13 protein-coding genes are annotated in these 15,013 nt (G+C 43.8%); 5 read left to right on the plus strand and 8 right to left on the minus strand.

Annotated features, from left to right (window positions below):
- Positions 1 to 184: 184 nt before the first annotated feature.
- Positions 185 to 1,309: a flagellin gene (locus KIV41_RS16260; protein ID WP_252041689.1), complete on the plus strand. Its 1,125-nt coding sequence runs from the start codon at positions 185 to 187 to the stop codon at positions 1,307 to 1,309.
- Between the two features lie 98 nt (positions 1,310 to 1,407).
- On the opposite strand, the gene crr is transcribed toward KIV41_RS16260, so the two are convergent.
- The 5 genes from crr to cysZ form a co-directional block, all read right to left on the minus strand.
- Positions 1,408 to 1,917, minus strand: coding sequence for a PTS glucose transporter subunit IIA (crr, locus tag KIV41_RS16265; RefSeq protein WP_005425608.1), 510 nt, complete (start codon positions 1,915 to 1,917; stop codon positions 1,408 to 1,410).
- A 105-nt stretch (positions 1,918 to 2,022) separates the two neighbouring features.
- Positions 2,023 to 3,747, minus strand: a complete 1,725-nt coding sequence (ptsI, locus tag KIV41_RS16270; RefSeq protein WP_010446728.1) for a phosphoenolpyruvate-protein phosphotransferase PtsI — start codon at positions 3,745 to 3,747, stop codon at positions 2,023 to 2,025.
- A gap of 139 nt (positions 3,748 to 3,886) precedes the next feature.
- Positions 3,887 to 4,144 carry an HPr family phosphocarrier protein gene (locus KIV41_RS16275; RefSeq protein WP_005436894.1) on the minus strand — a complete coding sequence of 86 codons (258 nt, stop codon included), beginning with the start codon at positions 4,142 to 4,144 and terminating at the stop codon, positions 3,887 to 3,889.
- A 298-nt stretch (positions 4,145 to 4,442) separates the two neighbouring features.
- Positions 4,443 to 5,411, minus strand: coding sequence for a cysteine synthase A (gene cysK, locus KIV41_RS16280; protein WP_005436896.1), 969 nt, complete (start codon positions 5,409 to 5,411; stop codon positions 4,443 to 4,445).
- Between the two features lie 166 nt (positions 5,412 to 5,577).
- Positions 5,578 to 6,315: a sulfate transporter CysZ gene (gene cysZ, locus KIV41_RS16285; protein WP_252041690.1), complete on the minus strand. Its 738-nt coding sequence runs from the start codon at positions 6,313 to 6,315 to the stop codon at positions 5,578 to 5,580.
- A 291-nt stretch (positions 6,316 to 6,606) separates the two neighbouring features.
- Here cysZ and zipA point away from each other — a divergent pair, with 291 nt between their 5' ends.
- The 4 genes from zipA (at position 6,607) to KIV41_RS16305 (ending at position 12,006) form a co-directional block, all read left to right on the plus strand.
- The gene (gene zipA, locus KIV41_RS16290) at positions 6,607 to 7,563 is read left to right on the plus strand and encodes a cell division protein ZipA (protein WP_010446730.1); all 957 of its coding nucleotides are present in this window, start codon (positions 6,607 to 6,609) and stop codon (positions 7,561 to 7,563) included.
- 88 nt (positions 7,564 to 7,651) lie between these two features.
- Positions 7,652 to 9,664 (plus strand): NAD-dependent DNA ligase LigA, encoded by a 2,013-nt coding sequence (gene ligA, locus KIV41_RS16295; protein ID WP_045385371.1) that lies wholly within the window; start codon positions 7,652 to 7,654, stop codon positions 9,662 to 9,664.
- Between the two features lie 512 nt (positions 9,665 to 10,176).
- Positions 10,177 to 11,562: a hypothetical protein gene (locus KIV41_RS16300; RefSeq protein WP_010446732.1), complete on the plus strand. Its 1,386-nt coding sequence runs from the start codon at positions 10,177 to 10,179 to the stop codon at positions 11,560 to 11,562.
- Between the two features lie 75 nt (positions 11,563 to 11,637).
- Positions 11,638 to 12,006 (plus strand): DUF2799 domain-containing protein, encoded by a 369-nt coding sequence (locus tag KIV41_RS16305; protein ID WP_010446733.1) that lies wholly within the window; start codon positions 11,638 to 11,640, stop codon positions 12,004 to 12,006.
- Positions 12,007 to 12,607: 601 nt separating this feature from the next.
- Here KIV41_RS16305 and KIV41_RS16310 read toward each other — a convergent pair.
- The 3 genes from KIV41_RS16310 to KIV41_RS16320 all read right to left on the minus strand — a co-directional run bounded on the left by KIV41_RS16310 (position 12,608) and on the right by KIV41_RS16320 (position 15,007).
- Complete coding sequence (locus KIV41_RS16310) at positions 12,608 to 13,069, minus strand: NfeD family protein (protein WP_045385374.1); 462 nt, start codon at positions 13,067 to 13,069, stop codon at positions 12,608 to 12,610.
- A 9-nt stretch (positions 13,070 to 13,078) separates the two neighbouring features.
- Positions 13,079 to 13,993, minus strand: a complete 915-nt coding sequence (locus KIV41_RS16315) for an SPFH domain-containing protein (RefSeq protein ID WP_010446739.1) — start codon at positions 13,991 to 13,993, stop codon at positions 13,079 to 13,081.
- 159 nt (positions 13,994 to 14,152) lie between these two features.
- Positions 14,153 to 15,007, minus strand: coding sequence for a co-chaperone YbbN (locus KIV41_RS16320; protein WP_010446759.1), 855 nt, complete (start codon positions 15,005 to 15,007; stop codon positions 14,153 to 14,155).
- Positions 15,008 to 15,013: the final 6 nt, after the last annotated feature.

Below are 15,013 nucleotides of genomic sequence, written 5' to 3' on the forward strand. Positions count from 1 at the left end.
CGCAAGCGTCAAGCTCAATTCTTGCGCAAGCGAAACAAGCGCCAAACTCAGCGCTAAGCTTACTAGGTTAGTCAACCTAATACGACGCGATACAAAAGCCAGGCTCGCCCCTGGCTTTTTGCTTATTCAAATTACGCACTAGACAGGCCGTATAGGGCGGGGACAAGGAGTTGGTATCGATTAGATGGTCTCTTTAAATACCAATGTTACTGCGATGATGACGCAGCGACACCTCGGTCATGCAACTGAGCAAAATATAGAATCGCAGCGTAATCTTACCTCGGGTTATCGGATTAATTCTGCCAGTGATGACGCTGCTGGTCTACAGATCTCCAATACTCTTAATGTCCAAACAAGAGGGTTGGATGTCGCCTTGAGAAATGCGAACGACGCATATTCGGTGGCGCAAACCGCAGAGGGGGCTTTGCATGAGAGTAGCGATATATTGCAACGCTTACGCTCTCTGGGGCTTCAAGCTGCAAACGGCAGTAATGATTCAAGTGACCGGCAAAGTATTCAATACGAGGTCGTAGCGCTACAAGATGAGCTTGATCGTGTTGCGATCACGACGACATTTGCGGATAAAAACCTGTTTGATGGATCTTACGGCTCACAAAGCTTCCATATCGGAGCAAATGCCAACTCAATCTCTTTGACACTGCGAAATATGCGCAGCCATATCCCGGAGATGGGAGGGCAGCATTATATCGGTGATGCAGTCGAGAAAGATTGGCAAGTCTCCAAAGGTAATCAAACTCTCAAGTTTGAATACCAAGACAGCGAAGGGCAAACCCAAACAGAATCTATTAGGCTCAAACGAGGAGACCGCATCGAGCAAGTGGCCACTTACATCAATGCGCAGCAATCGATAGTGAGTGCCTCAGTGACTGAAAACAATGAACTGCAATTCTTTTCCTCGACGCTGAATGCGCCAGAAGGTGTGGAACTAAAGGGCAGTTTAGTGGATGAGCTTGATGTTACTGCTGGTGGGTTAGTCACAATGGACGACATCGATATGTCGACTGTCGGCGGAGCACAGCTTTCGGTTGGCGTGATAGATGCGGCAATTAAGTACGTTGACTCGCATCGAAGTGAAATAGGCGGCTTTCAAAACCGGGTTAGTGGCACTATGGACAACCTCAATACCGTCAATCGCAGTGTGACTGAATCTAAAGGGCGGATACGAGATACTGACTTTGCTCGAGAATCGACAGAGATGGTACGTTCACAAGTGCTGCAAGACGCAACGACAGCATTGTTGGCTCAAGCGAAACAGAGACCTAACTCGGCACTTGGCTTGCTCAGTTGAACGAGGTTCAGCGATAGAAATCGTTCGGAAGTAAAAGTTTCAGGTAATAAAAAACGCTGCCGTTGGCAGCGTTTTTTTCGTGTTAGGTTAAGTAATAATTACTTAGTTACACGTAGAACTGGAGTTTCACCAACAGTTACAGAACCAGAAAGCTTGTTCAGCTCTTTGATTTCGTCCATGTTAGAGATAACAACTGGAGTTAGCGTTGATTTCGCTTTCTCTTCTAGAAGAGCTAGGTCGAATTCAATTACAGTGTCGCCAGCTTTAACAGTTTGACCTTCTTCTGCGATACGCTTGAAGCCTTCGCCTTTCAGTTCAACAGTGTCGATACCGAAGTGAACGAATAGCTCAACACCGTCGTCAGATTCGATAGAGAACGCGTGGTTCGTTTCGAAGATCTTACCGATAGTACCGTTTACAGGAGCTACCATTTTGTTACCAGCAGGTTTGATAGCAATACCATCACCAACGATTTTCTCAGCGAAAACAACATCTGGCACATCTTCGATGTTCACGATCTCACCAGAAAGTGGTGCGATGATTTCGATTGCACCTGCGTCAGCGCTGTCGTCAGATACTAGCTTCTTAAGTTTGTCAAACAGACCCATTGTGTCATGCTCCTAACGTTTTATTTAATTCTGTCGAATTATAGTATACCAATCTTTCGAGATAGACGACTTTTTTTAACCGCCTATCTCATTGGAATTAGTTGATTATTGAGTTTTCTCTGCAATGAACTTTTCTACAACTGCTTCGATTTCTGCTGCTGTTGGTAGAGAAAGTGCTTCTTCAGCCATTGCTTTCACTTCTGCGAAGTTAGAGTTACGGATAACTTTCTTCACTTTAGGGATAGAGATACCGCTCATTGAGAACTCGTCTAGACCCATACCTAGAAGTAGAAGTGTTGCACGCTCATCACCTGCTAGCTCACCACACATACCAGTCCACTTACCTTCAGCGTGAGAAGCGTCGATAACTTGCTTGATCACAGTAAGTACAGCTGGTGATAGTGGGTTGTATAGGTGAGAAATCATCTCGTTACCACGGTCAACCGCTAGTGTGTACTGAGTTAGGTCGTTTGTACCAATAGAGAAGAAAGATACTTCCTTCGCTAGGTGGTGTGCGATAGCTGCTGCAGCTGGAGTTTCAACCATTACACCGATTTCGATGTTTTCGTCGAATGCATGACCTTCAGCGCGTAGTTCTGCTTTGTACTCTTCGATCGCTTTCTTAAGCTCACGGATTTCTTCTACAGAGATGATCATTGGGAACATGATACGCAGTTTACCGTGTGCAGATGCACGTAGGATACCACGTAGCTGGTCACGTAGGATTTCACGACGATCCAAGCTGATACGTACTGCACGCCAGCCTAGGAACGGGTTCATCTCTTTTGGAAGATCCATGTATGGAAGATCTTTGTCGCCGCCGATATCCATAGTACGGATGATCACAGACTCACCGTTCATCGCTTCAGCAACTTCTTTGTAAGCTTGGTATTGCTCTTCTTCAGTTGGAAGTGCATCGCGGTCCATGAACAGGAATTCAGTACGGTACAGACCAACACCTTCACCACCGTTACGGATGATACCGTCACAGTCTTTAACCGTACCGATGTTACCGCAAACTTCAACGCGGTGACCGTCAGTTGTCTCAGCGTGTAGGTCTTTTAGCTTCGCTAGCTCTTCTTTTTCAGCGATGAATGCAGCTTTAACTGCTTTCGCTTCTTCTAGTTCAGCGTCAGATGGGTTGATAACGATCTTGTTGTTCATCGCGTCAAGAATCAGCATATCGCCGTTCTTAACTTGTTTAGTGATGTCGTTAGTACCAACGATAGCTGGAAGCTCAAGAGAGCGAGCCATGATTGAAGTGTGAGAAGTACGACCGCCGATGTCACAAGCAAAACCAAGAACGTAGTCTAGGTTAATCTGTGCAGTTTCAGATGGTGTTAGGTCGTAAGCTACTAGGATAACTTCTTCATCGATGTCGCTTAGCGAAACGATGTTGATGCCTAGAGCGTTCTTAACAAAACGAGAACCGATATCGCGAATGTCAGTAGCACGTTCTTTTAGGTATTCATCATCTAGAGACTCAAGAGCACATGCTTGCTCTTCGATCACAGAGTGAATCGCGTGATCAGCAGTCATCTTGTCGTTTTTGATAAGTGCTAGGATTTCCTCTTCTAGCTCTTCGTCTTCAAGAAGCATGATGTGACCTTCAAAGATCGCTTCTTTTTCTTCGCCGAAAGTTTCAAGCGCTTTTTGCTTGATAGTTTCTAGCTGAGCTGCAGATTTGTTACGTGCGTCAAAAAAACGTGCAACTTCTGCTTCTACTTGATCGTCAGAAATAGTGTTTGTGTTTAGGACAATTTCATCTTCTTGAAGTAGTAGTGCTTTACCGATTGCAATACCAGGAGATGCTAGGATGCCTGAAATCATAGCCTTACCTTAAGTTGGTCAACTTTATAAAACGGGAGAATAATGGGTGCGCTAACGAATAGTATTAGCTTAGTTTTGAGCCTATTTCCAACGAAGCCATTTTGCTTTCACAAAATGGCTTCTGAAATAGGAGACCGAATTAGTGTAGTTGGTCCATTAGAGCAACTAGGTGGTCAACTGCTTGCTGAGCTTGTGGGCCTTCAGCAGAGATAGTTACTAGAGTACCTTTTACTAGGCCTAGTGTTTGCAGCTTGAATAGGCTCTTAGCGCTAGCGCTTTTACCGTTAGAAGTCACAGTGATGTCCGCGTCGAATGCTTTAGCTTCTTTAACGAACTGTGCAGCTGGACGAGTGTGAAGACCGTTTTCTGCTGTGATTTCTACTTGCTTCTCGTACATGTGATATACCCCAATAAATGTATTTTTTTGTTAGTTTGTGACTGAGTTTTAGCTTAACTGCTTTACTTCTTGTGCGCTAGCACGGGAGAGTTCAAAGCGTGTCAGAACTGATACTAGTCAAAAGTTTGGTAATTACGCAACTGTTTGCGTGCACAATTACTTAGAAAACTTTTTGGTTTAGATTCTTTATTTTGAACCTAAAAATAAAACACCCTGATATTACCAAAGGTGAGGCAGGGATCAACAAAAAAGCCCCTGAACGGGGCTTTTTTAAACGAAAAATTGATTTGACCACATATTACTGTTGGTTCTCTTTCTCGGTAAAGATACCCGCAAATAGCGCGGTACTTAGGTAACGTTCACCAGAGCTTGGTAGAACCGTAACAATAGTTTTTCCTTCAAATTCAGGGAGTTCTGCAAGTCGATTTGCTGCTACTACCGCTGCGCCCGAAGAAATGCCAGCTAGGATACCTTCTTCTTCCATTAGGCGACGAGCCATCTCGATTGCTTCTTCAGAAGTGACTTGCTCAACGCGGTCTAGAAGTTCTAAATCTAAGTTACCAGGGATGAAACCTGCGCCGATACCTTGGATTTTGTGTGGTGCTGGTTGGATTTCTTCACCTGCTAGCGCTTGGGCAATCACTGGTGATTCAGCTGGCTCTACTGCCACAGAAGTGATGGCTTTGCCTTTTTCGCCTTTGATGTAACGGCTTGTACCTGTGATAGTACCACCCGTACCTACACCCGCTACGAATACATCGATTTCACCGTCTGTTGCTTCCCAAATCTCAGGGCCAGTCGTCTTCTCGTGGATTTCTGGGTTAGCTGGGTTGTTGAACTGTTGTAGGAGAAGGTATTTGTCTGGGTTGCTTGCTACGATTTCTTCCGCTTTAGCAATCGCACCTTTCATGCCTTTTGCTGCTTCTGTTAGTTCTAGATTTGCACCTAGTGCTTTTAGAAGTTTGCGGCGTTCAAGACTCATTGACTCTGGCATGGTTAGCGTTAGCTTGTAACCGCGAGCGGCTGCTACGAATGCAAGCGCAACGCCTGTGTTACCACTGGTCGGCTCTACTAGCTCAACACCCGGCTTAAGCGTGCCAGCTTTTTCCGCTTCCCAAATCATGTTGGCACCAATACGGCACTTAACGCTGAAGCTTGGGTTACGTGCTTCGATTTTCGCTAGAACTTTGCCTTTGCTCACTTTATTAAGGCGAACTAGAGGAGTATTACCAATAGTAAGAGAGTTGTCTTCGTAGATCTTGCTCATAGTGATGTTCCTTCATTACACGTTTTGTGAATATGGGTAAAAGAATATGCGGTATGAAAAAAAGGGAAAAGGATTAAAAAGTTATATCTTATGAGGTTGGTCGAGAATTAAACAAAATGAAAGGGGGAGGTATGTGGAGCCTCCCCTAATCGGATGAAAACGCGCTTTATTGTTGATGCTTAAACTCGGTGACCCACATTGCAGTCGCACCACAGACGGCAACTGGCATCACGATGAGGTTAAGAATTGGAATGGTCGTGAATACAGAAACCAACACACCAAAGCCATATGCCTTACCTTGCTTTTGTTTCAATTTGTAACGCATGTCATTGAAAGGCACTTTATGATTATCAAATGGATAGTCACAGTACTGAATCGCCAACATCCAAGCCGTGAAGATGAACCATAGGATTGGTCCCACAGTTTGACCTAACGCCGGAATTAGTAGAAGTAAGAATAAGCCGATGGCTTTTGGTAATACATAGAGTAACTTTCGCCATTCACGCGCAAGAATTCTAGGCGTGTCTTTGAGTAAGGCTTTTAGTCCATCATCGTTAAGCTTTTTTCCAGTTAAAGACTCTTCTACTTTTTCAGCAAGCAGGCCATTGAAAGGCGCGGCGATAAAATTTGCTAGGGTGCTAAAGAAGTACGAGAAAGTAGCGAGGATGGTCAGTGCTAATAGTGGCCATAAAATGTACGTAAGCCAAGATAAGAACTCGGGTAGTTGCCCAATCCAACTCTCTATCCAGAGATTCAAATTAGAAAATAAATAATAGATAGCGCTACCAACCAACAAAATATTGGCCATTAATGGCAATACTACAAATCTTCTCAGTTGGGGAGAAAGGGCTAGTTTAAGCCCATAGAAAAAGTACCCAAATCCACTACGCTGTTTTATATCCACAGATTCCTAATCTCTTGTCATAAACGGTAAAGGCTCCATTGTAACCACCTAGTGAACAACTGCAATGTCGTAGCTCGCCCCAGCGACTCTTTGTACTAAAAGTGATAATCATGACTGAGGATTAATTTTCGTGGCAAAAATCACAACAAAAAACGGAACTTCTTGCATTAAGTTGTTCTAAACCAGCATACAGTTTTGGTAAAGTACATCTATCTATAGAATTTTTGGCGCTTAGCGTGACTGCTTCAGGATACCCAAAGGCAGTTTTACTAAGGATATTGAGAGTAAATAATGCAGGAATTGCGATTCGTACTCATCGTTGTTGGTGGTTTAGCCATTGCAGCGTTGTTGTTCCATGGTTTGTGGACAAGTAAAAAAGAAGGTAAAGCCAAATTTGGGGATAAACCATTAGGTAAGCTCGATAATGATCTGGTTGACGAGCAGAGCTTAGCTGGTGGTGACTTTGCTCCTGCGCCTGAAGATGATTTTGAGATAATCCGTAAAGACCGAAAAGAGCCGGATTTTGGTAGCAATGATCCTTTTGAGAAGAATATCGAATCGGATCCTTTGATTAACCACGATCCTCTTATTGATGGTGTTCCAGATACGGAGCCAGTAAAAAAGCCTTCAGCTATTGTAGAGCAAGAGAGTGAGTTGCCAGCGTTTAGCGCCGTTGCCGATGAAGAAGTCGAAATCGAGGCGCCAGTTGTTCAACCTAAAGAGTCGCTAAAGGAACCGCTTGAAAGTACCCTTGTAGAAGATACCGAAGAACAAGCGTTGCCAGAAGTGATTGAGCCAAACGTAGTAGAAGAACCAAAGCCAGAGCCAGAAATGCAGGTGATCATATTAAATGTGCACTGTGCTGGAGAAGACCCGTTTGTGGGAACTAAGCTGTTCGATAGTCTTCAACAAAATGGTTTGATCTACGGTGAAATGAACATTTTCCACCGTCATGTAGACTTATCTGGTAATGGCAAAGTGCTATTCAGCGTTGCAAACATGATGCACCCAGGCACGTTGGAGCACGGTGATCCAGCTGAGTTCACGACCAAAGGCATTTCATTCTTTATGACGCTACCTTGCTATGGTGAAGCGGATCAAAACTTCAACCTTATGCTGCGTATTGCACAACAAGTAGCGGATGATATGGGTGGTAACGTACTGGACGATCAACGTAACTTGATGACGCCAGATCGATTGGCATCATATCGACGTCAAATAGTTGAGTTTAATGCTGCTAACGCATAACCTTAACACCAAATAATGATAGGGCTCCGTTAGGAGCCCTTTTTCTTAGATTCCCAACCTCATTGAACAATATACACGGGGCTTTAATATGTCTGAATCAGTACATCAGCGACTAGAAGAATTAAAAGAGTCGTTGCATTACCACGCTGTTCGTTACTACGTGGAAGATAACCCAGAGATTCCAGACGCAGAATACGACCGTATGATGCGTGAACTATTGGATATTGAAGCCGAGCACCCAGAGTTGGTGACTGTTGACTCTCCAAGCCAACGTGTTGGTGGTCAGCCACTGTCTGAATTCAGCCAAGTCACTCACGAAGTGCCAATGCTGTCGCTAGATAACGCTTTTGATGATGCAGAGTTAGACGGCTTTCATAAACGTGCTCAAGACCGTGTTGTTGGTCATAGCATTAAACAATACTGCTGTGAGCCAAAGCTTGATGGCTTGGCGGTAAGCCTATTATACGAGAACGGCGTACTGGTTCAGGCAGCAACTCGTGGCGATGGTACAACAGGTGAAAACATCACTGAGAACGTGCGAACTATCAGTGCAATTCCTCTTCGACTGCAAGGCAATGATTGGCCTGCTCGACTCGAGGTCCGTGGTGAAGTGTTTATGCCCAAAGCGGGTTTTGACAAGCTTAACGAGATCGCTCGTCAAAAAGGCGAGAAAGTATTTGTTAACCCGCGTAATGCAGCGGCGGGTAGCCTACGTCAATTAGATTCACGTATTACCGCTTCGCGTCCACTGAGCTTTTACGCATACAGTGTTGGTGTTGTTGAGGGCGCTACACTTGCCAACAGTCACTACGAGCGATTCTTGCAAATCAAATCTTGGGGCTTACCAATGTGCCCTGAAACCAAGCGTGTCGACAACTTAGAAGAGGTCAAAGCTTACTACCAGTATATTCTCACGCGCCGTGAGGCTTTAGCTTACGAAATCGACGGCGTAGTAATCAAGGTTGATGACATTGCTATTCAAGAGCAATTGGGATTTGTTGCTCGTGCTCCGCGTTGGGCAATTGCCTACAAATTTCCTGCTCAGGAAGAAATTACAACGCTAAATGAAGTCGAGTTCCAAGTGGGTCGTACCGGTGCAATTACCCCTGTCGCTAAGCTTGAGCCAGTGTTCGTTGGTGGTGTGACGGTCTCTAACGCTACGCTTCATAACGCAGACGAGATCGAACGCTTACAAGTGATGGTCGGTGACCAAGTTGTTATTCGTCGCGCTGGTGATGTGATTCCACAAGTTGTATCGGTGATTAAAGAGCGCCGTCCAGAGACGGCTCGTGAGATCATCTTCCCGAATGCTTGTCCAGTATGTGGCTCTCACGTTGAGCGCATCGAAGGGGAGGCGGTAACACGTTGTACTGGCGGTTTAGTTTGTCAGGCTCAACGTAAAGAAGCGCTGAAGCATTTTGTGTCTCGTAAGGCTCTTGATGTGGACGGCTTAGGCGATAAGGTGATTGAGCAGCTGGTGGATCGTGAAATGGTGGAAACCCCAGCTGACTTATTCAAGCTCTCTGCGGGCGTATTGACGGTTCTAGAGCGAATGGGACCGAAATCGGCGACCAACGTTGTGAATGCGCTTGAGAAGTCAAAACTAACAACGTTGCCACGTTTCTTGTACTCGCTCGGTATTCGTGAAGTAGGGGAGGCGACTGCAGCCAACCTAGCACAGTACTTCAAAAACCTCGATGCCATTCAACAAGCCACAGAAGAGCAGTTGATTGAAGTTCAAGACATTGGTGTGATAGTAGCGAAACACATTACCACCTTCTTCAGCGAAGAGAAAAACCAAGTAGTTGTACAAGACTTGTTAGAACAAGGTATTCACTGGCCAGAAATTGCAGCACCACAAGAAGGGGTAGAGCTGCCTTTGGAAGGGAAAACGGTCGTGTTAACTGGCACTCTTTCTCAGTTAGGCCGCTCAGAAGCTAAAGAAGCGCTACAGAATCTAGGAGCGAAAGTGACAGGCAGTGTATCTAAGAAAACAGACATTCTGTTTGCAGGTGAGAATGCTGGTTCTAAGCTTGCAAAAGCGCAGGAGCTAGGTATTGAGATTCAAACTGAACAAGACTTACTCAATTTGATGAAATAACCCACCTAAAAAAACAAAAAATTGCCTTCAAGAGCCCAAAGCTGTTCAAGTTTTGGGCTTTTTGTTTGCGCGTAATAAGTCACACATTAGCACTAATTTACCTCGCTTTTTTTATTCAGTGATCAATGTCTCTCCTTTAAATATTGAATTAATATCCCCTACAGCCATGCGACGCACTTCAAACTAACTAATGAGTTATTTACTTAAGCTATTGTTATTCATGTATTTATTTATGGTTCCAACTAGTAGTGACAAAAATCAGATCTAGATCAATAACTTAGATGGAACTTTGGCGTGGCTCATATTTTTTTAGAAAAAAAATAAGTTCTATTTGGATGTTTTTAGCTGCGAAGTTAGTCTTAAAGTCATGGATACACGGTGTGTATGCAGGAGCTAAAAAAAACCAAATTAGAAATGATTAGGTTTAATCAGGAAATTGACTTCTTGCCTTCGGCGGCCAACTAAAGGTGAGGAAAACAAGTACAGCTATATCCATTTTTAGGAGTTTTTCCATGGACAAATTTTTTAAAGTATCTGCGATCACTGCAGCAATGATGGGCGCAATCGCTGCTGCTCCAGCAATGGCTGAAGACCCTATGGGTCCTGAGTATGCTGATGCAGTTTCTGAGTTTTTCTCAGAATCAACAATTAGCGGTAACCTTAACTTTTGGATGCGTGCTCGTGACCGCGGTAACGTAGATGCTAACGGCAACGATACCAAGAAAACGACAAACCTAGACCATGGCTCTATTTTTGCTAATCTAGGCTTTAACTCTGGTTACGTAGGTGGTGTTGCAGGTCTTGATGTTGTTATCTACAGCACTTTCGACATGTGGCAAAACGGTGGTGCTGACCACGAAATGAACTTCTGGGGTGTAAATAACCCTTATGATAAGCAACCAAAAGACAGCGCATGTTCTAACGTTTGGACTGACTGTACTGATAACGGTGTATCGTTTGCTACTGCAGCAGCTAAGTTCAAATTTGGTGAGAATGTAACTGCTAAGTTAGGTTACTTCCAGCCTTCAGTTCCTAGTTCTCTTGGTGTGAACTGGTCTTTCGCTCCAGGTTCATACTTAGGTGGTGAGATTGGTGGCTCGGTTGCTGGTTTAGATCTTGGTTTGGTTGTTGCAACTGAATACAAAGCCCCATGGTTCAAAGAAACTTATGAGTTCCAAACAACCAAAGGTGAAGATGCAGGCACATTGTACTCAATTGGTGGTCGTTACACTCTAGATAATGGTATTTCTCTTGATGCTGCATACGGTGGTCTATCTGATGGTGACCGTTGGAATGCTCATTTCAAAGTGAAAGGTACTACTGAAGGTGGTCTATACTGGTCTCCACAACTATACATCGTTGATGACAGTGAACAATATGATAGCACTGCATTCCAACTAGCTCTTTTAACTAGCTTCTCTTCAGGTCAGTACTCTTACCGTGCAGAAGCAACATACACGGGTGCAGATTCCGGCGACTCAGCAGTTGTGGGCAACATGTCTTACCGTTTAACAAGCCAATACGGTGGTTCTAATGGTGCTTACGAAATCTGGTGGAACAACCGTTCTGACTTTAACCATGATGAAGAGCTAGCGGTATTCGCATCTGTATCTCGCGACTTCTCTGACATTGGTGGCAAAGGTTTCAGCGCTGGTATTAGCGGTGCATATGGCTTCGGTTCATCTGTTCAAGGTTACGATGACCTAACAGAATACGCATACAGTGCTTTCGCTAACTACGCTATCCAAGCTGGTGCTCTTAAAGATGCACACATCAGCTTCTACTACACTAACTACTTCAATGACACTAATGCTCCAAACTGGACTGGTTACACAAACTTGTTCCAAGACGAGGAAGATTTCAAGTTAGTGTTGGCAATCCCATTCTCTGTGAAATAAGAGAACTTGTTTAGTTAACTACTGTCTATAAAGCTGAGCACTTGCTCAGCTTTTTTTATTTCTTTGGGGTGGGTTATGAATAGAAAAATATTGATTATTCCAGCTTTATTAATTGGTTTACAAGCTTGTTCATCAAGTCCGAAAACAGCATCAGAATACTGGATGGGACAAGGTGAGAGGTTCGGTTCAAATGGTTATAGTTATCAAAATGACACTATTGAAATGTTGAAGCTGAAAGTCCCGTTTGATGAAGAAGCTTATAAGAGTGGTTATGAGCTAGGGAAAAAGGAATATTGCGATCCATTTAAGGCCTTTGAAAAGGGAATCCAAGGACTAAAATATACTGACCAATGCAGAGGGCAGCCACAAGAAGTGATGATCAAAGCAGAATGGCAAAGGGGATGGGATGCATTTATTGGTGCGGATTTCTACAGATTTCGTTGATGAATAACATTCAAAAGGGCCACTAGCTTTGCTGGTGGCCTTTTTGTGGTGGTTGCTTCGTTCTGAAATGTGTTTATGCATGAAGGACTAGTTATGACTACTTATGCTCACCACCATACATTTTGCATAATTCTCTCGGAAGGTGTTTGACTGTCCCATCGCTAAACGTACAATCTACACCAGCTCCAAATGCATGCCCTGCGCTATTTTGAGCTGAAACGCTGGTTACTGAGAATAATAGTCCCACAGCAAAAACTAGGCTTAAGATTTTCATAGTACATCCTCTTACTTACCAAAAATATAAGCATCAAAGTGAAATGCTCATGCGTTAAGTATGTATAGAGACCAAGAAAGATCAAAAATTAATTCAACAGTGTTTTATTTTTTAAAATAAATTTAGATTACGAAAAAGGAAATATATTTTTCTATGTATCTGAATTATTCGACTCGAATAATTGAATGGTAAATAGAACTGATAGAATACTAATAATATTTCTATTACTTAATTTCTATGGATAATTTAAATAAGTCGATGAAATAAAAGAGGTAGTTGGAATAAATATGAAATAGGGTGCTTTACACCCTATTATTTTGACACAAATCAGCGAGAAACAGGCTTAATCTTAAGAATAATACCTTCTACAGCCACAATCTCGACTCGAGTTCCTGCTGGTAAATCGTGCTCAGATTCTGCTGACCAAGTTGAATCCGCTATTCTTAAGCGATTCATCCCTACCTTGAAGTCTTCTTCTAAAGTGACAATGTTGCCGATTAATTGTTTGTGTTTTTGGTTGAGATCTCGGGACTCATCACCTTTGCGATCTTTTGACCATTGTTTTCTCCACCATAGCCATGTTGTTACTAAGCTAAAAGTAGCAAATGCAAGCCATTGCATCTGCCAACTGATGGGTAAGAAGGACATAATGGCGCCCACGATCAGCGCTGAGATGCCTAGCCAAAGAAAGTAGCCAGCGGTTCCCAGTAATTCAACGGCAAGCAACGCGAGGCCAAATGCAATCCAATGCCAGAATGTAACACCTTCTAATAGGCTAAATAGATCCATACGCAGGCCTTAGTCTTTACTTTGTTTGAACATTTCTGCGATACCAGCTACTGAGCCCATGAGGCCTGTTGCTTCGAGTGGCAGCATGACGATCTTACCATTTTCTGCTTGGCCGATGCTCTTTAACGCTTCGGTGTAACCTTGGGCAATGAAGTAGTTTACAGCTTGTACATCACCTTTTGCGATGGCTTCCGATACCATGTAGGTGGCTTTCGCTTCTGCTTGAGCTGCCCGTTCGCGAGCTTCAGCATGTAAAATTGCGGACTGTTTTTCACCTTCTGCTTTGAGGATTTCTGATTGCTTCTGGCCTTCTGCTCGTAAAATTTCTGCTTGTCGAACACCTTCTGCTTCTAAGATTTCGGCACGTTTGTTACGTTCAGCCTTCATTTGGGCATTCATCGCCGCAGTGAGATCTGCAGGTGGTTGAACGTCTTTGATTTCAATACGAGTAACTTTTACGCCCCAAGGGTTGGTTGCTTGGTCGACAATAGAGAGCAGTTTGGTATTGATCATGTCGCGTTGGCTGAGCATCTCGTCCAGTTCCATTGAGCCAAGCACGGTACGAATGTTAGTGAGGGTTAGGTTGCGAATGGCATGTTCTAGATCGTTAACCTCATAAGCGGCTTTTGCAGCATCGATGACTTGAACAAAACCTACCGCGTCGATGACTACATTGGCGTTATCTTTGGAAATAACTTCTTGAGCAGGAATGTCGAGAACGCGTTCCATCATATTGACCTTTTGTCCGACACGGTCGACGAAAGGAATGATTAGGTTGAGACCTGGCTTTAAAGTGTGGGTATAACGCCCAAAGCGTTCAACTGTCCAGTTATTGCCTTGTGGAACGGTTTTAATTGCAGAGGCGAGGATGACGACGGCTAAAGCAACGAAAATACCGATGGTTATCAATGAGTCAATTGGCATGTGCTATTCCCTTAAATGCATAATAATTAATCCATTCTTACGCATTTCGCTTTATTAAACAATCGTAGAAATGAGAGGTTTGATAAATTCCGAATAAAATAAAGGCCGGAGATTTTCCGGCCTTTTCTATTCAAACTCTTTAACTTTACGAAGATTTGATTAGTACAAAATCGAGTAAAGTTGACGGCGGTATTTGCTTGCCAATGCGTTACCTTGGCCAAGTGCGCTCAAGATATCCATAAAGACTTTCTTCACTTCACCGTCTTGTGCACCGAGGTTGGCTTTGAGAATGTTCCAAAGTAGCTCAAGTGCTTCTTCATCACGGCCGACTTGGTTGTATTGAACTGCAAGCTCACACGCGAGTTCTAAATTATCAGGGTTTGCGGCTAGCTCTTGTTCAAGGCGTTGAAGCTCTGGGCTATCTGCGGCTTGAAGATGTAGATCTAACTTCGCGATCAAACCTTTGTAGTAGTTGTCTTGGTATTCCAGTGGAATCGCACCCAATAGCGTTTGTGCCAATTCAAACTGCTTGGTTTCCAGTAAACAATCTGCCATCGCTAGTTTTACATCACCACGGTTTTGAAGCTCTTCCGATAACGTTTGTAGAATCGCCAAAGCTTGAGCATGTTCACCTTGTTGGAGCAGTTCGCTGGCTTGCTTCAACTGCATTTCATCTTGGCTTGGTAGATGCTTTTGCAGCATTGCCGTAATCGCGTCAATTGGCTGAGGGCCACCCATCCCATCGACTGCTTGACCATTCATAAACAATGCGATGGTCGGTAGCACTTGCACGCCGAATTGAGAAGCAAGAGCAGGCTGCTGTTCACAGTTCAATAGAGCAAGGGTGAAAGCGCCGTTGTATTGCTGAGCCAGCATTTGTAATTCAGGAATCACTTGTGCACTTTCTGGTTGAGCACTCGCCCAAAAATGAATCAACACCGGCGTGTTCATTGATCCTTCAAGCGTTTCACGGAAGTTTTGTTCTGTTAACTCAACGATAAATGGGGATTGCATCAGAGT

This window comes from Vibrio sp. D401a (assembly GCF_030248515.1).
GTDB lineage: Bacteria > Pseudomonadota > Gammaproteobacteria > Enterobacterales > Vibrionaceae > Vibrio > Vibrio rotiferianus.

Bases quoted from the DNA above. Each gene is read 5' to 3' on its own strand.
- crr (WP_005425608.1), bottom strand. From the start codon at position 1,917: ATGGGTCTGTTTGACAAACTTAAGAAGCTAGTATCTGACGACAGCGCT.
- KIV41_RS16260 (WP_252041689.1), top strand. From the start codon at position 185: ATGGTCTCTTTAAATACCAATGTTACTGCGATGATGACGCAGCGACAC.
- KIV41_RS16275 (WP_005436894.1), bottom strand. From the start codon at position 4,144: ATGTACGAGAAGCAAGTAGAAATCACAGCAGAAAACGGTCTTCACACT.
- ptsI (WP_010446728.1), bottom strand. From the start codon at position 3,747: ATGATTTCAGGCATCCTAGCATCTCCTGGTATTGCAATCGGTAAAGCA.
- KIV41_RS16300 (WP_010446732.1), top strand. From the start codon at position 10,177: ATGGACAAATTTTTTAAAGTATCTGCGATCACTGCAGCAATGATGGGC.
- KIV41_RS16305 (WP_010446733.1), top strand. From the start codon at position 11,638: ATGAATAGAAAAATATTGATTATTCCAGCTTTATTAATTGGTTTACAA.
- ligA (WP_045385371.1), top strand. From the start codon at position 7,652: ATGTCTGAATCAGTACATCAGCGACTAGAAGAATTAAAAGAGTCGTTG.
- KIV41_RS16310 (WP_045385374.1), bottom strand. From the start codon at position 13,069: ATGGATCTATTTAGCCTATTAGAAGGTGTTACATTCTGGCATTGGATT.
- cysK (WP_005436896.1), bottom strand. From the start codon at position 5,411: ATGAGCAAGATCTACGAAGACAACTCTCTTACTATTGGTAATACTCCT.
- zipA (WP_010446730.1), top strand. From the start codon at position 6,607: ATGCAGGAATTGCGATTCGTACTCATCGTTGTTGGTGGTTTAGCCATT.
- KIV41_RS16320 (WP_010446759.1), bottom strand. From the start codon at position 15,007: ATGCAATCCCCATTTATCGTTGAGTTAACAGAACAAAACTTCCGTGAA.
- KIV41_RS16315 (WP_010446739.1), bottom strand. From the start codon at position 13,993: ATGCCAATTGACTCATTGATAACCATCGGTATTTTCGTTGCTTTAGCC.